Below are 22,451 nucleotides of genomic sequence, written 5' to 3' on the forward strand. Positions count from 1 at the left end.
CAGCATTCCTCTTCCCGTACCCGGTGACGGCGCCCTGCGGATGTTCCGGACCTAGCGGGAGCCTCGTGAAGCGCGGGCAGAATGCGAATCATAAGAAAAACCTGTTTCAGCGGGCGCCCTTCATCACACTCGCGGAAGGAAAAGACTGCCGGCGGCCTGCACTCCTTTCCTGGAATAACGGAAAATTAGCGTCCTTATTCTCCTTAAGCCCATACTCCGGAACAAATACGTGGTCATGAACTATGAAGCCAGATTCGGCGGCATAGGCCGCCTGTACGGAAACAGCGGACTATCTCTTCTCAGAAGCGCCCGCATAGCCGTCGTCGGCATTGGGGGCGTAGGTTCATGGGCGGCGGAAGCCCTGGCCCGGTCAGGAGTAGGCACCATTATTCTGATGGATATGGACGACCTTTGCGTCACCAACACCAACCGGCAAATACATGCGCTGGCGTCCACAATCGGGCAACCAAAAACGGAAACCATGGCCACACGCCTCCGGGAAATCAACCCGGAAGCGGAAGTCATCTCCATCAACAGTTTCTACACGGCCTCCAACGCGGAAAAACTGTTGTCGGCGGAACCGGATGTCATCATTGACGCCATTGACTCCCTGATACCCAAGGCCCACCTCATCGCCTCCTGTTACCGCGGCAGGCAACCGCTGGTGACCTGCGGCGGCGCGGGAGGGCGCATCAATCCCGCCCGGATAGAAATAGACGACCTCTCCCGCACCAAAGGGGATCCCCTGCTCTCCAGCCTGCGCTACAGGCTGAAAAGAGATTATGCCCTCCCCCTTGGAGAAAAAGCCCGTAAACTGAAAATCCCCTGTGTTTTCTCCCAGGAAACGCCCGTGTATCCCACCTGCGACGGAAAAACCTCCTGCACTCGCGATCCGGAATTCCAGGGGAAAATGGGTTGTGACGCCGGATTCGGCTCCATCACCCATATCACGGGAACCTTTGGCTTCTTTGCGGCTTCCGCCGCCATTCAAATGCTCTTCAATAAGAAAAAAACACCATCGTCATCATGAACAAACTTCTGCTTTCCCTGCTGGGGGCCGCCCTCTTTCCCGCATTGACCCAGTGCAACACCCTGGAAAAAGACATTGCCGGCATCAACGCCCGCAATGCGGAAATAGCCCGCGAACCCAGGGGAAACTACTTTGTCGGTCGCCGTTACCATGTACCGGCAACGCGTTTCTGGGGATACCTGCGCCAGCCGGGCCAGACTTGGAGAACGGCCCAGCTCGTCATTATGGATGAGAGCGTCTGCCGTAACCCGGACCGCCTGCCGGAATACACCGGGAATCCGCGCTACGCCTACGACAATAACTATGAATACAGGGTATACGGCAAATACACGGGCAAATACGGTTACGAACCCAATTCCAATCTGAGGCTGCCCATCTTCAAACCGACCAGGTTTGAAGTGGCTAACACCAGCCCCGGCTGGCTCTTCAAACCCTCGGAAAAATATGATACCGGAGCCGTTACTCTGCGCCCTGCTATCATGCCCGCGACAACCACCCTCCCGGTCCGGTAAGAACAACCTTTCCGCAAAAACGGGCCCCGGAAAGATAAAAAAGAAGAAAAAGCTTGATATTTTCATTTCTCTGCGCTAAAAACTTCCCGCCTTAAGGCCTCCATGCTCAGGTGGCGGAATTGGTAGACGCGCTAGACTAAGGATCTAGTGGTGATAAACCGTAGGGGTTCGAGTCCCCTCCCGAGCACCATCCTCTTTCATACCGCAAGTTGCTGATTTTCAGCTCTTGCGGTTTTTTCTTTCTTGAAACAGCAAGATACGAAAACGATTTTTATGACCACGGCCGGCCCGCGGAGGGAGCGCCAGTCCTCCGAGCATATCTCGCAAAGAACTGGAGGAAATGTCCCCAAGGGGACAGAATGCCTCTTACACCAGATAAGTTCATCATGATAGTGTTCGGCAGTTCTTCCGAAACAATTGTCCTGCGTCTTCTTGTTTTTATGATTCTCCTCTTCGGTGAGGGATGGTCTGTTTTTCATTGTTGTTTTCCTTATTGGTGGACGTTCCCCCGATAGGAACACACGGCATTCCCTACCTCCGCGAAAGCCGCCTCCGCATCAACGCCGCTTCCCAACAACGTCACCCACGCTTTGGAGAAAAAGGCACAGAAAGTCGGCATTTACAAAATCTCCTATCCGGACGGCACTCCCCGCAATCCCGCCATTTCAGATAAGACGGATTTGGGTTCTCCGGTTCAGAATAATAAATCTTTCAAATTAACGAGGTAAAAAGACAGGAAGCTTCCAATCTTCATTCAACGAGTATTCTTGAGCAAGATTCATTTTTATGCAAGACTGCTCTCCATGAAGGCCAATGCCGAAAATCTCTTGTCGCTTTTAAAAGGCCCCAGGCAGTTTGTTATCCCTATTTACCAGAGAACCTACTGCTGGTCCATTGCACAATGCCAGCAACTGCTTCAGGATATCTTGAGAATCAGCAAGGATGATTCCGTCAATGGTCACTTTATCGGCTCTGTCGTTCATTTTCAACATAGTATTACGACTATTTGCGATGTACCGGAATTACTTGTCATTGATGGACAGCAACGTTTGACAACGGTTTCATTGCTGGTTCTTGCCGTAGCTGAATTTTTGGAGAAGCATTCCGATTTAAAAATCGACACGACTCCTACGAAATTAAGGAATTACTACCTTCTTAACAATGAAGAAACAGGGGAAAAACGCTTCAAGTTGCTACTGACCCAGGGAGACAGAACCGCCTTTTGTTCCTTGATGGATGGAACTCCGCTGCCAGAACATGTCCCTGGCAGAATCGTAGAAAATTATGAATTTTTCTGTGGGAAAATAACACGGGAAAACGTCACGGATATCTATGATGGAATGATGAGGTTGTTCGTTGTGGATGTCGCTCTTGAACGGGATAAAGATGATCCTCAGTTGATTTTTGAGAGCATGAACAGTACGGGGTTGGCTTTGTCCCAGACGGATCTTATTCGTAATTATGTCCTGATGAGACTGCCAGTTGAGCAACAAACCAGACTGTATCAGAAGTATTGGTTTCCGATGGAACAAAGCTATGGAAACGAATATGAATTACTGTTCAACAGCTTCATGCGCGATTACCTGACCATCAAGCAAACAGAAATTCCTCGCAAGGATGGAGTGTACGAGGCATTCAAGCATTTTGTCGATACCTGTGGGCAAAGCATTGAGGAGATTGTAGCGGATATTTTCGAATTTTCATCTTATTACAGTAAGATGACCCTTCATAAGGAGGCGGATAAAAATCTAAATGAAGCTTTCATGCGTTTATCCCAATTGAAAGTGGATGTCTGTTATCCTTTTCTGCTTCCCGCCTATCGGGATTATGTTCACCAAATCATATCTGCTGATGAATTTCTCGCTATCGTATGCCGGGTGGAAAGTTATGTCTTTCGACGCGCCGTATGCGGAATCCCTACAAACAGCCTGAATAAAACGTTCATGTTGTTGTATCGCCAAATCAATCCTGCGAAGTATATGGAGAGCCTGGATGCGGCTCTGATTTCGGCGGATAATTATAAACGCTTTCCTACCGACAGGGAATTCATGGACGCATTGCTGTCGAAGGATGTCTACAATTTCCCGAGACGTAATTACCTGTTGTCCATGCTTGAAAACAAGGACAGAAAAGAACGCATCAGCATCGGGGACTATACGATTGAACACATCATGCCCCAGAGCGCCAATCTTTCCTCGGAATGGCAATCCATGTTAGGAGAACGGTGGCAGGATGTACATGAGAAATACCTTCATAATCTGGGTAATCTGACGCTGACAGCATATAACTCCGAATTGAGTAATCGCTCTTTCAGTGAAAAGAAAACGATCCCCGGCGGATTCAATGATTCCCCCCTTCGTCTTAATGAGTATCCTCGTCAAGCAGACAAATGGGGTACGGAACAAATTGAGGAACGGGCACAAGCCCTGGCACGGAAAGCCTGTCAAATCTGGATGCGGCCAGTGCTTCCTCAGGAAGTTGTTGATACCTATAAGAAAAAATCAGCACCGGCACCTTCGATTTATAGCATGGACACCTATGACTGGAGCCCTGCCATGCTGGAACTGTTTCATATTTTACGAAAGAGAATTCTTAATCTCGATCCTTCTGTTCGGGAAGTTTTTCTCAAGCTTTATATTGCGTATAAAGTACAAACAAATTTTGTCGATATAGTTCCCCAAAAACGATCTCTGAGGCTTTCACTCAATATTCCGTTCAATGAAATAATTGACTCGGAGGGGATTTGCCGAAATGTCAAAGGGCTGGGCCGCTGGGGCAATGGAGAAGTAGAAATAATGATGAAAGATTCTTCCCACCTTGAACCCATTATGGAGCTTATTCAACAAGCCTGTAATCGACAAATAGAAGAATAGAGTAGATTCACCAATCAATATTATCGTCAAAGACTTTAGCAAATTCGCTTCCTTATCGTACACAAAAATGATTCTTAGAATCATCTCTGGACAGAACTCCATGCATCCCTGTGCTGGTAAGAATAACATCCAGCATTAAGGCGGCTATGCCAAGCTCCTCATTTTCTATCTTCCTGTTGATCAAATTTTCTTTTCTCAAATAGTTGCCTCCGACATGAAATTGGCATCAGAATAGATGCAGCTCCCTTCTCAACAGCTATTTCCATAACTGTCACAGGATTGATTTCTCCTACGATAACAAGCCCCCCCTTGATGCTCTTTTCAGTAAGATACTAACCATGCTGACCTCATACCTCGTTCGGAAGGAACGCCTTTAAACAAAATTCTTTCCTGCAACACGCTCACACGGCTTTTCATACGAAGCTGTGTCCAGCATTCAGACAAAAAATCCTCCAACATCTTACTTGCCGAAACAATCCGGACGTAATCAGCAACGGATTGGCCCTTACGGCATTCGTTAAAAACCTTCCGCCATCAGGGCCATGGCTTCTTCACGGGTCGGCATGGAACGGATGGCTCCCTTGCGTGTCGTCACAATGGAAGCGGCGGCATTGGCGAATAAAAGCATGTCCGCCAACTGACCTTCCGTCAGGTTTTCCAGCCCGGTTTCCAGAATCCGGTCCAGGCAGCATCCCAAAAAGGCGTCTCCGGCTCCTGTTGTGTCAATAGTCTTGACGTTCAAGTACGTAGGCTGGTGAATAAGTTTGCTTTCATAGGCAGCCCAGCTTCCTTTTCTGCCTCCCGTCACCAGAATAAGGCGCAAATTGTCGAATTCCCTCTGCAAAACCGTCAACCCTTCTTCCATGGAGGCGCAGCCGGTGAGAAAGAGAAGTTCCTCCATTTCTATTTTCATGACGCTGCATGCCCCGCATCCGTAGAGCATTTGTTCCCGGGCCAGTTCCATATCGGGCCACAGGGGCGGCCGGAGATTGGGGTCAAAAGAGATGAGCCCCCCTTTTTCCCGGACATGGCTGACGGCATGCCTGGTGGCCCTCCGAACATCATCATGCGTCATGGAAATCGTCCCGAAATGGAAGACGCGCGCGTGTTCCACCAATTCAAGGTTCACTTCTTCTGCAGTCAGCTTCATATCGGCGCCGGGATTGCGGTAAAAGGAAAATTCACGGTCTCCGCGTTCGTCAATCTGAACGAAAGCCAACGTCGTATTGACTTCCCGGGATGAAACGAGCCCCGAATCTCCGATGCCTTCTTCCTGAAGCGTGCGGCGAAGCATTTTCCCGAACATGTCGTGACCCACTTTGCCGATAAAGGAGGTTTTGCGCCCAAGCCTGGACAGCATGGACAGGACGTTGCAGGGCGCTCCCCCCGGATTGGCCTGGTAAACGGGCAGCTCCCGGTCATTTATCCCGCAGAGGGTGAAGTCTATCAGCAATTCTCCGAGAGCTACGACGTCATACATACTTTTTCAAATGTTGGAAGTGAACCTTCCGGCGAAATAGTAAACCGGGAGAGATGGCCAAGCATAGAACGCGGCGCCCTGGCGGGAAAAGGAAAAAGAGATTCATTCCAGTCATGGCGGAAAAGGAGTTTTCCCTTTTATCCCTCCTTGCAGAAGTTTCGAAGATTGAAGGGAAACCCAAATGTGAACAAGTCAGGCATATATCCCTAACGCCCTCTACTCAGGAAATGCCCATGAAGATGAGACGGCAAAAACAATCCTGCATGAGGCAGACACGGAACGCAGGACTCCCATTCCTCCGCAACAAGCACGCATTTTCAAGGCATTTCAGGCTTCTTGAAGAGAATTTAGCCCTGTTCAAGCATGTATGGAGGTTACAGTACTCCGCATTTTTCTTCATGATTCCCTTCTCATCCTGTAATATGCGTCCATGCAAGAAAAAAGCCGCGGCTTTCAATGGCCCGCACAGTGGACCCCCGATATTCTCGCCACGTTGATGTTTGTGGTGCAGGAAGGAAGGATTCTCCTGATACGCAAAAAGAGGGGAATTGGCGCGGGCAAGGTGAACGGCCCCGGCGGAAAGTTTGAACCGGGGGAAACGGCCCTGCAATGCGTTTTGCGGGAAGTACGGGAAGAACTTCACATTGACATTGAGGATGCCCGGGAAATGGGCGTGCTGAATTTTTCCTTTGTCTGCGGCACCATTCCGGAAATCCGCTGCCACGTGTTTATGGCGTCGTCTTTTACAGGCGCTCCCACGGAAACCCCCGAGGCGGAGCCTTTCTGGTGTCCGGTGGACAGGATTCCCTATGATCTCATGTGGCAGGATGACCGGTTCTGGCTGCCAGCCATGTTGGACGGGAAACGGTTTGAGGCGTTTTTCACGTTCGAGGGGGACCGGATTCTGGAATTTTCCCTGAAAACCGGGGATTAAACCGGCAAGGACTCCCAAGTTGCGGACTCTTCCCTTTAAGCCGGACGGGGAATGCTGCATTTTTTATTCTTCCCTTCAGATATCCTGAAACGCATCATAGGAATTATTCCGGCCACCTCTTTCCGATGCCGCCGCCCAGAAAAGCGAGGGCTCTTCCTGCCGGAAACCGGTTCCGGATTGGGGTTCATGCGAAGGGCTGGAATTCAGATCAATCCGCGCTCCGTGAAAAAACGGGAGAAGGGGTCATACCCGGGACCGGGAATGGTGGTTCAAGGCAGTAAATCAGCTCCGGCCTTTATTTTTTCCAAGCGTGTCCGAATATCATTTGGTACATCAAATTCCTTTTCCGTATTCCGTAAACAGGCGGGAGCCTTTCTTTTTGGCCCGGTCTCCGGGAAATGATGATTTTCCCGATGTTTTGTTTTCTTTTTCAGTCAAATGCGCGAATGCCTACGCCCTGGCCGCTTTGTTACTTTGCACGGGAAAAGGACGGCTCCCGCTTCCGGGCATCAGGCCGTATTCTTTAAGCTTTTCCTCCCGCCTCCGTTATGATAATGATGCGGGAGCAACCGTGTGATCCTTGATCGTTCACTTGCTGACTATTTCAATTCATATTCCATTATTCAACATGTATACCCCCGAATTCAAAAACATTCTCACTTCCACCCTGGACGGACTGCGCGCGGAAGGACTTTACAAGGAAGAACGCTTTATCGCTTCCCAGCAGTACTCCCAGGTGACGCTGAAGGACGGTCGCTCCGTCATCAACATGTGCGCCAATAATTATCTGGGCCTGGCCAATAATCCGGAAGTGATGGAAGCCGCCAAGAAGGCCATCGACCAGTGGGGTTTCGGCATGGCGTCCGTGCGTTTTATCTGCGGCACGCAGACCCTGCACCGCCAATTGGAAGAACGCCTCACCCAATTTCTCGGCACGGAAGACACAATTCTGTTTCCCTCCTGCTTTGACGCCAACGGCGGGCTGTTTGAAGGCCTCCTGACTGCGGATGACGCTATCATTTCCGACTCCCTGAACCACGCTTCCATTATTGACGGCGTGCGCCTCTGCAAAGCCAAGCGCTTCCGCTATGCCAACAACGACATGGCAGACCTGGAAGCCAAGCTTCAGGAAGCGGACGCCGCCGGAGCGCGCGTGAAGCTGATTTCCACGGACGGCGTCTTTTCCATGGACGGCATCATTGCCCAGCTGGACAAGATTCACGAGCTGGCTGCCAAATACAATGCCATTGTCCACTTTGACGACTGCCACGCTACGGGGTTCCTGGGCGAAAGGGGCCGCGGCACGCATGAATACCGCGGTTTGTTCGGCCGTATAGACATCACCACCGGCACCCTGGGCAAAGCACTGGGAGGCGCCTCCGGCGGCTACGTCTCCGGCCCGAAGGAAGTGGTGGACGTCCTGCGCCAGAAGGCGCGCCCGTACCTGTTCTCCAACAGCGTGGCTCCGGCTATCGTAGCCGCTTCCATCAAAGTGCTGGACCTGCTTGAACAATCCACGGAAGCGCGCGACCGCGTAGAAGCCAATACCAAGTATTTCCGTGACGCCATGACGGGAGCCGGCTTCACCATCGGCGGCAAGGACCACCCCATTTCCCCGGTCATGCTGGGGGATGCCGTCCTGTCCCAGAAATTCTCCGCCCAGCTCCTGGATGAAGGAGTGTACGCCGTCGGCTTCTTCTATCCCGTCGTGCCCAAGGGACAGGCCCGCATCCGCACGCAGATTTCCGCGGCCCATACCCGCGAACAGCTGGACAAGGCGATTGAAGCTTTCTGCAAGGTAGGCAAAAACCTGGGAGTTATTTCCTGATTCCCGCGCTTTCCATGGCTTCGGACGCATCACCCATTCCCGGCGGCAATCTGCCGACGCTTCCCGTCAAGCGGGTGGTGCGTCCCACTCCTTCCATTCCAGACCATGAAGTTGTGCGCCAGATAGGGAGCGGCGCGTATGGAGAAGTATGGCTGGCAAAATCCCTGACCGGCGCATGGCGCGCCGTAAAAATAGTCTGGAGGGAGGATTTTGAAGACGAGCGCTCTTTCAACCGGGAATTTGAGGGCATTCTCCAGTATGAACCCATCGCCCGCAACCATCCGGGGCTGGTCCATATCCTGCATGTAGGAAGGCATGACCAGGATTCCCCGTTTTATTATTACGTCATGGAACTGGGCGACGACGCCCGCACCGGAGTCCATATTGCACCAGACGAATATATTCCGCGTACGCTTCAGACGGACAAGAAGTTTTCCGGCAACAAGCCTCTGCCCCTGGACTATTGCCTGGAGGTAGGCAGCCAGCTGGCCCACGCCCTGCTGTACCTGCACAGCAAGAACCTGACGCACCGGGACATCAAGCCGGCGAACGTCATCTTTGTCAACGGACGCCCCAAACTGGCGGACATAGGCCTGGTGGCCCATCTGGACCAGCGCAGCTTTGTAGGAACGGAGGGATTCATCCCCCCCGACGGCCCCGGCACCCGGCGGGCGGACGTTTACGCGCTGGCCAAGGTTCTGTATGAAATCAGCACGGGGAAGGACCGCATGGATTTTCCCGAACTCCCGGATGAGCTGCCGGAAGGCACCGTACGCAAGAAGTGGCAGGCCTTCAACACCATCATTTGCCAGGCGGCGGAACCCCGCATTGAGGAATGCTCCATTGATTCCGCAGAGGAGCTGGCGGAAAAAATAGACGCTCTCCGGGGGTATGAAGTGCCGTCCCGTTTTCGTCTTCAGAAGAAAAAGAAACGCCGCAAACTCAGACGGGCCCTCCAGCTTCTGGCCGCAGCCGTCGCAGGAGCCCTGACTGCCTACTGGGGGGCTTTATGGCTCAACAACAGCCAGAACCCGCCGGAGGGACCTGCCGCGGATATTCATCCGGATATCCACCCATCCGCTCCGGAAGAAGAATCCCGGACAGGGTACGTGCTGGTGACCAGCTCACCGGCGGGAGCGTCCGTATATGACGCGGACGGCAACTATCTGGATGAAACTCCCTACGGCCCTATTGAGCTGCCTTCCGGCTCTCCGGTGGCCTATACCATCAAGAAATCGGGGTTTGCGGACAAGGAGGAGGCGGGAACCGTCAATGGAGGATCCACGCTGGCCCTGGGCGGCGTGCTGAAGGAGTACCATCCCCCTACGGACAGTCGGCCCTGGAAGGATACGGAGGGTGTTACCTACCTCCCCGCAGAAACGCGCCATGTGGCGCAAAGTCCCCTTACCGCCGCCCTGTTCAACAAATTTCTGAAGGAGGACCGCCAGAAGGGGAATTTCCAGATGAAAAGGGAACAGACGGAACCGGGGCATCCGGAGAAGGATGTGGCCCTGCTCACGCAGGACGGCATTACGGCCTACCTGGCGTGGCTGAACAAGAAATGCGAGCGGGAGGGGCTGCTGGGCAAGGAATTCTCCATCAACGCGGACCCGCTTCCGCAGGCTTCCGGCAGCACGGGAAACCACAACGCCTACGTTCTGAACGTCACCCGCGTGTTCCAGGTGCCCATTACCGTCACCACCAACCCGCCGGGAGCCAGCGTTTTTTTCAATAACAGGCTCATCGGGCGCACCCCCATTGAAGAATACGTCAACCAGGTTCCCTACGTCATTGAAATCAAACTGCCGGGGCATGCCACCATGCGCCGCAGGGGGCTGGACCCGCAGGACTTATACCTTTCCCTTCAGTTGGAGCCGGACAAATCCGTCGTCTTCGGATCGCCCTGGACCAATAGCCTGGGCATCAAACTGGTCCCTGTGGGAGGAAATGCTCTGGTCATGACCCACGAGGTGCGCGTAAAGGACTTTCAGGAATTCCTGAAAGCTACCGGAAGGAAAGCTCCGGACCGGCCCGGCTTTCCACAGGGAGAGGATCACCCGGTGGTAAACGTCAGCAGACAGGATGCGCGCGCCTTCGCCAGATGGCTTACCAACAAGGAGCGGACCCTGGGCCTGATTGACCAGAACGACTCCTACCGTCTTCCCAAGGATGAGGAATGGAGTTCCTGGGTGCGCCTGACGGATGAACAGGGAGCCTCCCCCTATGAAAAGACGCTGCCTCATGAAAACTCCCGGGAAGCTTTCCCGTGGGGGTATTCATGGCCGCCGCCGGATAAAACGGGAAATTTTGCGGACCAGTCCGCCCTGATTTACCTGCCGTCCTCCCGCGTTATCGTAGGATATAACGACGGACAGCCGTACACGGCCCCCGTAAAAACCTTCCCGCCCAACCACCTGGGCCTGTACGACCTGGAGGGAAACGTCATGGAATGGGTAGACGATTCTTACGGGGGGCCGGAATCCCTCCCCATCCGCAACTACGGTGTCGCCCGCGGAGGCAGCTACCTGTCCTTCCGCCCCAAACAGCTCACCACTTCCATCCGCACTCCCCTGCCGGAAAATACGAGGGATAACGCGCTGGGCTTCCGTCTTATCCTGTCTTCCGAGCGCCCCGCCACTCCAACAGCTCCCTGACGCCTTATCTGCGGCAGCGGGTTCCCCCGCACTCCCCACCCTGAACACACCGTTCCCCAAGGGAAAAAAACTGAGGCCTGACGAGGGCTTCCGGATCTCCGGGAAAATGATTGAAAGGGCCTCCCGTTATGCTACCATTTTTCCGCATCCTTTTCCTGAATGAAAATCATCGCTATCGCCAACCAGAAGGGGGGAGTGGGAAAAACCACTACGGCTATCAACATGGCTGCCGCCCTGGCTCAGCTGAAAAAGAAAATCCTTGTCATTGACCTGGACCCGCAGGCCAATGCCACCAGCGGCATGGGCATTGACGGAAAAGACGTGCCCAGCCTGTATCCGGCGCTGCTCGGCCAAATCCCGGCGGAAGAGTGCATCCTGCCTTCCGGCAGGAAACGGCTGGATATCATCCCCTCCACCATGGATCTGGCCGGCGTGGAAATAGAATTGGCCCGTTCCGGCAACCATCTGACCCGCCTCCGGGAAACGCTCGCCCCCCTGAGGGAGTCGGACGCCTATGATTACTGCATCATGGACACGCCTCCTTCCCTGGGCGTTTTAATGACCTCCGCCCTGGCCGCCTGCGACGAAGTGCTGACTCCCCTCCAATGCGAATGGTTCGGGTTGGAAGGGCTGGCCAAGATTCTGCACGTGACGGCGCAAATCTGCGCCAGCGGCGCCAATCCCCGCATTCGGCATGAAGGAGTACTCATGACCATGTATGACGGCCGCACTAACCTTTCCCGCCAGGTCATCGACCAGGTGGAACGGCATCTGCCCCGGATGCTGTACAAAACGGTTATCCCCCGATCCATCCGGCTGGGGGAGGCGCCCAGTTTCGGCCACACCATTTTTGAACACGATCCTTCCGGCGCGGCGGCGGACGCCTATCTGAAAGCAGCCCGGGAATTCATCAAACGCCACAAATCCTGAGCATTTGGAGGAACAAGTTTCCCGGAATGCCGCCCCCCCCCTGTGAAAAGAACAGGCAGAAAGGCGCCTCTGAAAACTTCCTCCTTCATCTTGCCTTCCGGGTTTGTTGCGTCCATTTAACGTCAGGGAAATCTATTCAACACCGGCCTCCCCCGGAGACGGAGGAAAACAGGCATTCCCCTTGACTTGGCTTCCGCGGCATATAAGAATGCCTCAGCTCCGTTTCAGGAACTTTCCCCCCCTCATGCCAGCAGAAGAAGGCCAGCCAGACGACCAGCCCCGGGAGACAGGGCAAGTCCCGCCTCCCGCTCCGACGACAGGCCTGGAACAGATTCTGCCCGGACGTCCTCCTCTCCCCCACGCGGAAGAAAAAGGGGCCTTTTTCGTTTACCAGCGGGAGCTGGCTCCCGGCACGCGCCTGGAACAATATGAAATCATCCGCGTCCTGGGCAGCGGAGGTTTTGGCATCACGTACCTGGCGAAGGATCTGTTCCTGAACCGCAACGTGGTTATCAAGGAAAACTTCCCTTCAAGATACTCCTATAGGGACCCTCTGACCGGGCATATCCAGCCTAATAATGAACACGATCTGGAAAATTACACCTGGGCTCTGAAAAGCTTTCTGAGCGAGGCTCAGACGCTGGCGGAGCTCAACAACCCCGGCATCGTCAGAATCCTTTCCGTCTTTGAAGCCAACGGCACAGCCTACTTCGCCATGGAGCACATTACCGGCCTCTCCCTGGATTATCTGGGGGAAAAGCTCCACAGCACCGGGCACCGGTATACGGAAGACGAACTCAAGGGGTTGCTGACGCGCCTGCTCCGGATTCTGGACTATCTCCATTCCCGGCACATTTACCACCGGGACATCAAACCCGGCAATATCCTGCTGACGGAGGAAGGCACGCCCGTGCTGATTGACTTCGGAGCGGCACGGCATGCCCTGAAACTTCATTCTGCTACCGTCTTGACCACCCAGGGGTATTCCTCCCCGGAACAGGCGCTGGGCAAAGCGAATATCGGCCCCTGGAGCGACCTCTATTCCGTAGGAGCCACCTTTTACGCCCTGCTTACAGGACACCCGCCGGACCGGGCGGAAGCGCGCCTGGCGGAAGACGAAATGCCGCCGCTGCACAGCGATCCCGTGCTCACCCGCTATTACTCACGGCAGTTCCTGCTCTCTCTAGACAAGGCGCTGGCGCCCCAGATCAATTGCCGTTACCAGACCGCCCGCGAATGGATTCAGGATATTTGCGCCATTTCAGGGGAGGAATCATCCGCCACTATTCAAGTCCCCCCGGCAGACCTTCGCCATGCCCATCCGGAAGGAACGCCAACTCCCGGCGCCGGGCAAAACATCAGCAGCAGGAAGGCCGCAACCGGAACGGACGGCCTTCATTCCGCTTCGCACAGGCAGTCCGCACGCGCTCTTCGTCGTAACCGCCACATGATGTCCCTGCTGGTGGGCAGCGCGTGCACCATCCTGCTGGGGGCGGGAGCATTTTATCTGCTGGACTACATGAAAAAAGCCCCTATGGGCACCACCATCAATACCATCAAGGTAGCCATCCAGCAGCCCGCGGCAAACTCCAACGAGGGAGAACTGAAACCGCCGCCACGGGATCTGGCATCCATCCGCATTCCGGAACTCAAAATAACGGAAGATGCGGCGCTGGAACCGCGGACGCTGACGGAGTTCCGTTTGCGCCTTGACGACACCATCCTGACCCGTTCCGGGCTTCCTCCCATCCTGCCGGAAAAACTGCGCATCTCCTGCGTTTATCTCCAAATCATTTCTCCGGCCGCAAACGGGGAAAAACTATACCTCACCATTCGGGACTCCAACGGCGTTCTGGTGGACCGTTCCGTCAATGCCGTTCCCTCCTTCACAGTGCCGGGGCAATCCACCTCCACCTTTTTCTTTCCTGCACTTCCGGAACTGTTCACGGACCGCACCTACACGTACTCCTTTGAAAATGCCGCCCACCAGGCCGTTCCCATGCAAATGGCATGTTTCAAAAACGAGACGAAACGCACGGAGGAAGCCTTCCCGAAAATCCGTTTCATTGCCGCGCCTCCCGTGCCGGAACCGGCCCTGCTGAATGATCCTGCCTACAAAAAACTTGTGGCAGCAATCGCTGCGCCCTCCCCGGAGAACAGAAATATTCTCGACCAGGCAAGTTCCATGCCGGGCATCCTGCCGGCCCTGGAGCAACTTTCCAAAGCCGGCTATCCGGTAGCCCAGCAGGCACTGGGAAAAATCCTCATGTCTCCGGACTGTACCGGCGGCTCCAGGCCGGAAGAAGGCGTGGAATGGCTTTACCGTTCCGCCACGGGAGGGTGCTATGAAGCCATGAAGGAGCTGGGAATCCTGCTCATGGACATCCCCTCCTATTTTCCCCGCCTTCCCCAGCAGCCTCCCCTTGCCTCCCGGGATTACGCCCAGGCAGCGCGTTTCCTGAGAATGGCGGTCCAATACCGGGACCAGGAGGCCCTGTACCTGCTTTCCCTCATGTACTCCCAGGGCTGGGGCGTCCCCGCCTCCCCGGAACTTTCCAGCCTGATGATGGAACGCCTCAACGGCTCCTCCTACTCCACGGACAGCCTGAACCCCAACGCGCCTATCGCGGCGTACTGGCTTCCCCTTCCGCTTGCTGGAGAAAAAGCAACCATCCTGCGCTTCACTATTCCTGGTCCGTTCGCCCCGTCCCAGCTCAAAGGCGTTACTCTGCACAACACAAGCCTGAAGGACGCCTTTTCCATCAGTAAAATCAATATTCTCCAACATGGACGCCTCATTCTGGACATCATTTCCCCCCAGGAAGTACTGCCCGGCAAAAGCTCCGCTCCCATAGGCATCTCCATCCCGGAAGGGCTGCTGGCGGATACGACCCTGCCTCTGGAAGTGGAAATTTTGCTGAACTCCGGAAACAGCAGCGGCGTGGTGGAAATGCCCCCTCCGGTGGAAAAGAAAAACTCAGGAATTGAAATCAATTAAGCTTCACCGCTTTTCAACGCGAACAGCCACAGAGGAAACGGAAAACACCCTTGATTCCCGCCGGGGGCATGCTACAAAAGATAAATGAATGCCTCTGCTTTCCTGCGGCGCATACTCCCCATGCTGGCCGCGTTCCTGATGGCCTCCTGCGGTGATCCTACCGTCTCCTACTGGAAAAAGGCGGCGGATATCAATACGGAATACTCGGAAAAAAGCAACGCACTGGTGCAGCGCCTCCTGAAACTGAAAAAGAACCCTAATCTTCCGGGCCTGGAATAAAGCAGCAGGGATGCGGCGGACCTGTTGCGGGAAAGGGACGAAGAACTGGCGGACCTGAGCACGAAAAACGTGGATCCCGCCGTGACGGCCTATGTGGAAGAAGACCGCAAGCTTTTTGCCAGAGGAAGAGAATTGGCGGAACGCTACCGGCAATACTTTGAAAAATATCTTAAGGGAGGGCCGGGATTCACTCCGGACCCGGTCAGGGCCGCCGCCCACATCGGCCGTGGCCGGCAGGAAATACGCAACATTCTGGCAGAAGCCCGAAAACTGGAAAAACGGGCGGAAATGCTGAGAAAAGAAAAGTCAGCTGAGCTTGAGCAGGAACTTCCTCCGCTGCACTTTCGCCTTCCGGAGTTGAAACAACTGTTATCCAACCGTTAAAAACGCGCACGAACCATTTGCATCAATGCTGAGTCACGGCCAGTCTGACAACGGACTTTCCACTGCACGGGCGGACACAACCGGCTCCTGAAACTTTCCCCGTCCCTGTTACGGAAATGTCCTTTTCCTGGATTTACAGGAAAAATGAGTTGCTCTGCTACCATCATCGTTTATTTCAGCATTCAAAAATCTCCCCTAAGGCCCCTTCCGCACAAGCTCCATAGTTTAAAATCCCAAAGCAGGGGAACGGACCTCCTCCACAAAAAAGCCCCGTTCATATTTCATGAATGGGGCCGTATCAATTTTTCAAATTCACCTGGAGGTTTGATCCATGACGATAAAATCCTTTTTCCCCACATACTCCCTCCGGGTACCCGGATCTCCATATCCGTCCCGGAAACGTACTTCCAGTTCGTATATTTTTCCGCTGGCCAGAGGTTGTAAATAGGTCAGCAGCAGGTATGCATCCTTGACGGGCACTTCATATTTTTCTCCGGGGTTCAGGGTAATAAAGCGCATAAGATCCGCGACACGTTCCATTTGATAGGAGGGAAGATACCATGCCGTTGGCCTTTCTCCCTTCCTTCCGTTTCCCTGACTCCATATCTTGATGATGATATTCGGCCCGCGTTCCTTGAGAGGATAGAAGTCGTTGAAAAGACGCACAGCCTTTTCTCCCTTGTTGGCAAACACCAGCTTGAAATCCGGAAAAGCGGCTCTTGGATCAAACGAGGTCTTTTCCATCACCACGGAACATTCAATTCCGTTATCAGCCTTGTCCCCCCATGCGGGAGCATGGAGGGACAGGATGACCAGAAGGCCTAATATCCGGGATATTTTTTTCATTACAGCACAATTCGGGAAACCCCATGAAGAGTCCCCAGGAAACAATCCTTACCCTATTGATTATAGGAGCGCGTTTCCAGCTCACAAGAACATTGTTTCCTATCTTCCAACTCGACATTATCCAGACAAACTGGAATTGTCACCTGGTATACCCCTCCGGGAGCAAGCTCTCGATAGTTCAAGGAATGATGAAACATTATTGTTCTCATCTTACGATCAAAAAACAGGCACGGACGGTGTCCCGCCAAAGAAAAAGCTGTCTCCAAAGAGCCCTTCACTTAAAAAACAAAGCATCTTTTCCAAAAACGAGATTGACACCCGCGGTTCTTTTCCCTAGTATCCGCGCACAACATCAGCGGCGGGGTAGCCAAGTGGTAAGGCGACGGTCTGCAAAATCGTTATTCGCGGGTTCGATTCCCGCTCCCGCCTCCAAGATGTTGTCAAAACCGGTTCAAGTCGCGTTCGTCTAGCGGTCCAGGACTCCCGCCTTTCACGCGGGCAACACGGGTTCGAGTCCCGTACGCGATGCCAGTTTTCTTTCCGCCTTGATTCGGAATCTTTTTTACGCCATCCCCACGGGATGTTTCTGGATTTTTTCTTCTGTTGTGGTACAGTAGCTTCCGTCATGGCAGCCCAGAACGATATTATGCTGAACGGAGCCCCGTACGAACTGGCGGAACCCTGTTCCGTCTCCCGGCTTCTGGAACTTTTGAACATGAACGGCAACCCCGTCGTTGTGGAACACAACGGGGCCGCGCTCCTGCCGCAGGATTTTTCCCAAGCGACGGTTTCTCCCGGCGACCGGGTGGAAATCGTCTCCATCGTCGCCGGCGGCTAGAGGTTCCGCTTTTTGGAACAGTCTTTTCCAATCCGTCATCGCCATGCTATCCATCCACGTCATGTCTCCCACTCTTGCCAGCCAAGTGGCGGCAGGAGAAGTAGTGGAGCGCCCCGCCTCCGTTGTGAAGGAACTGGTGGAAAACAGCTTGGATGCAGGCGCCAAATTCGTGCGGGTGGAGATACGCCGCGGAGGCGTGGGCATGATCAAGGTGACGGACGACGGCAGCGGCATGTCACGGGCAGACGCCGAACTATGCACCAAACGACATGCCACCAGCAAACTTTCTTCCCTGGAGGAGCTTTTTGAAATCACCCATCTGGGATTCCGCGGAGAGGCTCTGCCCAGCATTGCCAGCGTTTCCCGCTTCAAACTCTGTACCAGGCAGCAGCAGGAGCTGGAAGGCTGGGAAATACGCATTGACGGGGGCCTGGAGCACGAACCGAGAAGCTCAGGCGTCTCTCCCGGCACCGCCATTGAGGTGGCCGACTTGTTTTACAATACTCCAGCGCGCCGCAAGTTCCTCAAATCCGCAGAAACGGAAGCCTCCCATGTGGAGCATCAGATACGCCTGCATGCCCTGGCTTATCCCCAAGTACGATTTGCCTATAAGCGGGATGACCAGCTTGTTTTCGACCTTCCCGCCACAGCGGATCTGCGCGTCCGCATTTCCGCACTGACGGATGCCGCTACAGCAGCGGCCCTGATTCCGATAGAAACGACCATCGGTCCCGGCATTTCCATCACGGGATTCCTGCTTCCTCTTTCCGAAGCCAGACGCACCAGAAAAGGGCAGTACGTTTTTATGAACACGCGTCCCGTGGAGGACCAGCTCATTAACCGGGCCATTCGGGACGGCTATGGAGGCTTCCCTACCGGACTGCATCCGGCGCTCTTTCTGTATATGGAGGTGGAGCCCGCTCTGGTGGACGTCAATGTGCATCCCGCCAAGAAGGAGGTGAGATTCCGCCGTTCCGCAGACGTGGTCAATACCATTGTGGAAGCCATAGCCACTACCCTTCAAAAGCACGCCCGGCAGGAAATTCACGCTGCCGCCGCGCCAGAGCCGGAGAGAATTCTTCCTGCCCCTTCCACCACCGCGCCGCATGGGGAAATACCCGCCCGTTCCACCAATCCCGGTTCTGCTTTCCCAACAACCGCCAGACCGGCCCCTGCTTCTTCCGTCGCCCAACCGCCGTTTTCCTCCTCTGTCAGACAATCTCATGGGCCTGTCCCTGCACCCACCCTCCGGGCCATTCCCCTGAAGCAGGTTCCCGCCACCCAGGGAAAACTGGATTTTCACCGTCAGGAGGATGAAGAAACGGCACGAAACGCCCATGAAAACGCAGCTCTAGCAAGGGATGCCTCTGCTGGATTTTCCTATCTGGGCACACTCCGCCAACAATTCGCCCTGTTTGAAACGCCGGAAGGCCTGGTTTTGATGCATCCCAAAGCAGCCCGGGAACGCATCATTTTTGAACGGCTGCGCGCGCACCGGGAAGCCCCCATGCCGTCTCAGCAGCTTCTGGATCCGGTGGTGCTGGATCTGGACCCGCGGGATTTTGCCGTCATCCGGCAGTTCGCCCCTCATTTTGACCAGGCCGGCATGACCGTTACGCCCTTTGGCCAGAATACCATCAGAATAGAATCCATCCCAGCCCTGCTGGAACTGGAAAACGCACGCGCTTTTCTCCTGGAGCTGGTGGACCGTCTCACCCAGTCCGAATTCAGCCGGAATGCCAAACGTATGGTTTATGAAACCTTCATTGGGGAATTTGCCAGAAAATCCGCCTGGAGGGAGCGCATTTCCCCTCACCGGGCCCCTGCCATCCTGAAGGATTTGCTTGCCTGCGAAGTGCCGTACTGCACCCCGGGCGGCAAGCCCACGCTGGTGAATTATTCCATCCCGGAGATTAAACGCAAATTCGGCATACAGGCATAAGGAACTTTACTTTCCGGAAAACAGGCTGAAGCGTTGCCAGATTTTGCGGCAAACGGAAAATATGCAGCCAACGGCGGGTTAATTTACCCTGACCGACAAGTACTCTGTCATTCGGACGTCCCCTCCCGCACACAACAGGGAGCTTGCTCTTGGCAAGGAAGTTTCCCGCGTTTATACTGCCTCCTTTCAGACAAATCCCAGCCATGCCTGCCTCTCCCCCCAGTACCGCTCCCGCTCCGCGCATTGCTGAAACTGCCGCCGGAAAAGCGCTGGCGGTTCTGCTGGCCCTTTTTTATATTTTCCTGGCAACGACGGCGGCAGGCGGGGAATGGCACACCCTTTTCCTTCCCGCCTGCTTTCTGGCGGCGGCTCTCCTGCTGTTCTGCTTCTGTATTCTCCGGGGATACAAGATTCCCAGCCCCGGACTGCCGGGCTGGCTGGCCCTGGGGCTGGGCGGCGGTTATTTCCTTGTCCGGGCATGGTTTTCCCCCTGGTTTTATTATGAGAGCATCGCGGATCTGGGCCTCATCGCCACGGCCGTCGTCATGTTCGCGGCGGGAACGTATGCCGGAGCCGGAAACGGGGAAAAGAGCATTCTCCCCATACTGGCTGCGTCATTAGGGCTGCTGAATGCCCTGTTGTGGGGGTACCAGAACATGACCGGAACGGAATCCTCCTGGTTCAGACCGGATTATTCCCTGTTCGGTTCGGAAATCCGCAATATCGGATTATTCGGATACAAAAATTTTTCCGCTCATTTCCTGTCCGTCACCGGTTTTTTCCTTTGCGCATACAGCATGGCTTCCGCCAGAAAATGGGGCATCCGCCTGTTTACGGGGGTGGCGCTCATCCTCGTGTCCTTCACGTGCGGCTCCCGCTCCGCCTTCCCGAACGCCCTGGCGGGCGTTACCCTGTGCTTTTTTATTTATACCTCCAGCGTTTTCCGCAATAACAGAAAATTTTACACGGCGTCCATCCTGTTTATTATCCTGCTCCTCCTGGGGACGTCCTATGCCGTGCTGGATTTGTCCCGCGGGGCAGGCAGGCTGGCAGTCCTCCTGGATACGTTTTCCTTCGGCAACCGGCTGGACCTGTCCAAACTGGCCTGGGCGCTGGCGGACCTGTCTCCGCTGTTCGGGCACGGCAGCCGGATGTTCACCAATCTTTCCACGGAGTTTTTCTCCGGAGCCAACCTCCCCAATTTCGCCCACCACGAATATGCGCAAGCCGCCTGCGACTACGGTTATGCCGGGCTGGGGCTGATGCTGGCTCTGCTTGCTCTGTTCCTCATTTCCGGGCTCCGGAGCGTTCTGAAATTGTCGGGAGAACATCAACGGTCCAATCCCCTGGGGCCGGCGGCGTTCTGCGTATTGTGCATCGCCGCTTTCCATGCCTATGGGGAATTCATCTGGCATAACCCTGCCTTGCTTGGAGCCAGCGCCCTGTGCGGCGGCATTACCTGCACAGCCCCTCTTTCCAGGGTGAAAGCTTCGCGCCGGGCCGGACGCTGGCTTCAAGCGTCCGCCGCACTGCTTCTGGCCATATTGGCCCTGTGTTATGCGTTTCTGGCTTTTCCGGTCTGGAAAAACTCTCTTCAAGCCGTTCCGGCTTCCTCCAGCAAACGGCTGCCCATGCTGGAAGAGGCCGCCTCCCGCAGTCTGGATCCGGATTTGGTGCGGCGCAACATTCTGCATGCCGCAGGGAGTTCTCCCCTTCCAAGCCCGGTTCAGCTCAAAGCATTGGAATATCAGGAAGAAAAAGCGGAACTCCTGAGCCCCGGGAACCACGGTCTGACGGCGGCCAAAAGCCTCCTTTATATCCTCCAGGGACGCCTTACGGAAGCGGAACAACTGCTCCGCCCGTACGTAGAGAGCCCCGGCAGGTTTGATGACCGCATGTTCGCCTGGACCACCATTTACAATAATATGCTGTATTCCTGGAGTACGGCCATTGCGGCCCAGTCCCCCGGACGCTCCCTGTCCATGGCCATGACGGCCCAACGCCTGATGTCCGCTCAAACAAATCAGTGGCTGTATTACGGGGCTCTGGACCCCGAAGTCAGAAAACAACACTACTCGCGCCTCAATGAGCTCAAGATGCTCATCATGACGCTTCAGTCACGCGGAGCGGTCCCGGACACCTCCTGGCGGCAATAGCATTCCGGTAAACCGGCGAAAGGGAACCATGAACAGATACCGTTATCTCCCTTTTTTCAAGAAAACCGTTCCATACAGAAGAACACAGCAGTTTTCCCCGTCTTGTCCGGTCTCTCTTTTACCGGATTCCATGTCAGCTTATTTGTCCACGGAACACAGAGCGGACTGCAGCTAGAAAGACGGAAAGCCGACAGTCGGCGCAGCAAGGCCGTACAGGCGTTACGCCGGAATTTTAAGCGGCTTCAGCTATCTTCCGCCGGAAGCGGACGCCTCTCCGGAACAGAATTGTTTATTTCTTTTCCCCCAACCGCGGACCGCCTTTGTTTGCGGCCCCGTAAGACGCATGTCCCGACGCGGCTCAACAGAAAAAAACTTTCCCGGCTCTATTCCTTTATCAAAATCTTTTTGCATGAACATAACCATCAAACGAATTTATGACCCAACGGCCCCCGGAGACGGCTACCGCGTTCTGGTGGACCGGCTCTGGCCCCGCGGCATTTCCAAGGAAAAAGCTTCCTGGGACGAGTGGCTGAAGAACATCGCTCCATCCACGGCGCTCCGCCAGTGGTTTGCCCATGATCCAGTCAAATGGGACGCATTCCGCAAAAAGTACGACGAAGAGCTGGATGAGAACGGAGAAGCCGTCTCCCATCTGCTCCAGCTGGGGCGGAAAGGGAAGGTTACGCTGCTGTACTCCGCCAAAAATACGGAGCACAATGAAGCTGCGGCTTTGAGAGATTACCTTCTGCAGCGGTCCGCTTCATAAG

The 22,451-nt window shown here is 54.7% G+C and carries 16 protein-coding genes and 3 tRNA genes; 17 read left to right on the forward strand and 2 right to left on the reverse strand.

Annotation, left to right across the window (positions count from 1 at the left end; all coding sequences use genetic code 11):
* Positions 1–235 precede the first annotated feature (235 nt).
* The 4 genes from tcdA to B3075_RS06165 all read left to right on the forward strand — a co-directional run bounded on the left by tcdA (position 236) and on the right by B3075_RS06165 (position 4,415).
* Entirely contained in the window at positions 236–1,030 is a 795-nt protein-coding gene (gene tcdA, locus B3075_RS06150; RefSeq protein WP_290487600.1) for a tRNA cyclic N6-threonylcarbamoyladenosine(37) synthase TcdA, read from the forward strand.
* Entirely contained in the window at positions 1,027–1,542 is a 516-nt protein-coding gene (locus B3075_RS06155) for a hypothetical protein (protein ID WP_290487602.1), read from the forward strand. The genes tcdA and B3075_RS06155 overlap by 4 nt, the downstream gene beginning before the upstream one ends.
* Positions 1,543–1,646: 104 nt before the next feature.
* A tRNA-Leu gene (locus B3075_RS06160) sits at positions 1,647–1,732 on the forward strand.
* A 613-nt stretch (positions 1,733–2,345) separates the two neighbouring features.
* Positions 2,346–4,415, forward strand: a complete 2,070-nt coding sequence (locus B3075_RS06165) for a DUF262 and DUF1524 domain-containing protein (RefSeq protein ID WP_290487604.1) — start codon at positions 2,346–2,348, stop codon at positions 4,413–4,415.
* Positions 4,416–4,932: 517 nt separating this feature from the next.
* Here B3075_RS06165 and B3075_RS06170 read toward each other — a convergent pair.
* Positions 4,933–5,895 carry a carbohydrate kinase family protein gene (locus tag B3075_RS06170; RefSeq protein WP_290487606.1) on the reverse strand — a complete coding sequence of 321 codons (963 nt, stop codon included), beginning with the start codon at positions 5,893–5,895 and terminating at the stop codon, positions 4,933–4,935.
* A 430-nt stretch (positions 5,896–6,325) separates the two neighbouring features.
* Between B3075_RS06170 and B3075_RS06175 the strand changes: the two genes are divergently transcribed.
* The 7 genes from B3075_RS06175 to B3075_RS06205 all read left to right on the forward strand — a co-directional run bounded on the left by B3075_RS06175 (position 6,326) and on the right by B3075_RS06205 (position 15,902).
* The gene (locus B3075_RS06175; RefSeq protein ID WP_290487607.1) at positions 6,326–6,829 is read left to right on the forward strand and encodes an 8-oxo-dGTP diphosphatase; all 504 of its coding nucleotides are present in this window, start codon (positions 6,326–6,328) and stop codon (positions 6,827–6,829) included.
* A gap of 628 nt (positions 6,830–7,457) precedes the next feature.
* Complete coding sequence (gene kbl, locus B3075_RS06180) at positions 7,458–8,657, forward strand: glycine C-acetyltransferase (RefSeq protein WP_094136060.1); 1,200 nt, start codon at positions 7,458–7,460, stop codon at positions 8,655–8,657.
* 14 nt (positions 8,658–8,671) lie between these two features.
* A complete protein-coding gene (locus B3075_RS06185) occupies positions 8,672–11,311 on the forward strand; it encodes an SUMF1/EgtB/PvdO family nonheme iron enzyme (RefSeq protein WP_290487608.1) in 2,640 nt (879 codons plus the stop codon).
* 159 nt (positions 11,312–11,470) lie between these two features.
* Positions 11,471–12,241, forward strand: coding sequence for a ParA family protein (locus B3075_RS06190; RefSeq protein WP_290487609.1), 771 nt, complete (start codon positions 11,471–11,473; stop codon positions 12,239–12,241).
* Between the two features lie 244 nt (positions 12,242–12,485).
* Entirely contained in the window at positions 12,486–15,239 is a 2,754-nt protein-coding gene (locus B3075_RS06195) for a protein kinase domain-containing protein (protein ID WP_290487611.1), read from the forward strand.
* 84 nt (positions 15,240–15,323) lie between these two features.
* A complete protein-coding gene (locus tag B3075_RS06200; protein ID WP_290487613.1) occupies positions 15,324–15,518 on the forward strand; it encodes a hypothetical protein in 195 nt (64 codons plus the stop codon).
* 24 nt (positions 15,519–15,542) lie between these two features.
* On the forward strand, positions 15,543–15,902 hold the full coding sequence (locus tag B3075_RS06205; protein WP_290487614.1) for a hypothetical protein: 360 nt from the start codon (positions 15,543–15,545) through the stop codon (positions 15,900–15,902).
* Positions 15,903–16,214: 312 nt separating this feature from the next.
* Here B3075_RS06205 and B3075_RS06210 read toward each other — a convergent pair whose 3' ends face one another.
* Positions 16,215–16,748, reverse strand: coding sequence for a hypothetical protein (locus tag B3075_RS06210; protein ID WP_290487616.1), 534 nt, complete (start codon positions 16,746–16,748; stop codon positions 16,215–16,217).
* 357 nt (positions 16,749–17,105) lie between these two features.
* Here B3075_RS06210 and B3075_RS06215 point away from each other — a divergent pair.
* From B3075_RS06215 to B3075_RS06240, 6 genes are all read left to right on the forward strand, one after another.
* Positions 17,106–17,180: transfer RNA gene (locus B3075_RS06215), tRNA-Cys, on the forward strand.
* Between the two features lie 23 nt (positions 17,181–17,203).
* A tRNA-Glu gene (locus tag B3075_RS06220) sits at positions 17,204–17,279 on the forward strand.
* 94 nt (positions 17,280–17,373) lie between these two features.
* Positions 17,374–17,586: a sulfur carrier protein ThiS gene (gene thiS / locus B3075_RS06225; protein WP_290487617.1), complete on the forward strand. Its 213-nt coding sequence runs from the start codon at positions 17,374–17,376 to the stop codon at positions 17,584–17,586.
* Positions 17,587–17,629: 43 nt separating this feature from the next.
* Positions 17,630–19,528 carry a DNA mismatch repair endonuclease MutL gene (mutL, locus tag B3075_RS06230; RefSeq protein ID WP_290487619.1) on the forward strand — a complete coding sequence of 633 codons (1,899 nt, stop codon included), beginning with the start codon at positions 17,630–17,632 and terminating at the stop codon, positions 19,526–19,528.
* A 203-nt stretch (positions 19,529–19,731) separates the two neighbouring features.
* Complete coding sequence (locus B3075_RS06235) at positions 19,732–21,684, forward strand: O-antigen ligase family protein (RefSeq protein ID WP_290487620.1); 1,953 nt, start codon at positions 19,732–19,734, stop codon at positions 21,682–21,684.
* Positions 21,685–22,093: 409 nt separating this feature from the next.
* Entirely contained in the window at positions 22,094–22,450 is a 357-nt protein-coding gene (locus B3075_RS06240) for a DUF488 domain-containing protein (protein WP_290487621.1), read from the forward strand.
* The last annotated feature ends 1 nt before the right edge of the window (position 22,451 follow it).

It is taken from the genome of Akkermansia sp. UBA7090 (assembly GCF_002493465.1).
Taxonomy (GTDB): Bacteria; Verrucomicrobiota; Verrucomicrobiia; order Verrucomicrobiales; family Akkermansiaceae; genus Akkermansia; species Akkermansia muciniphila_A.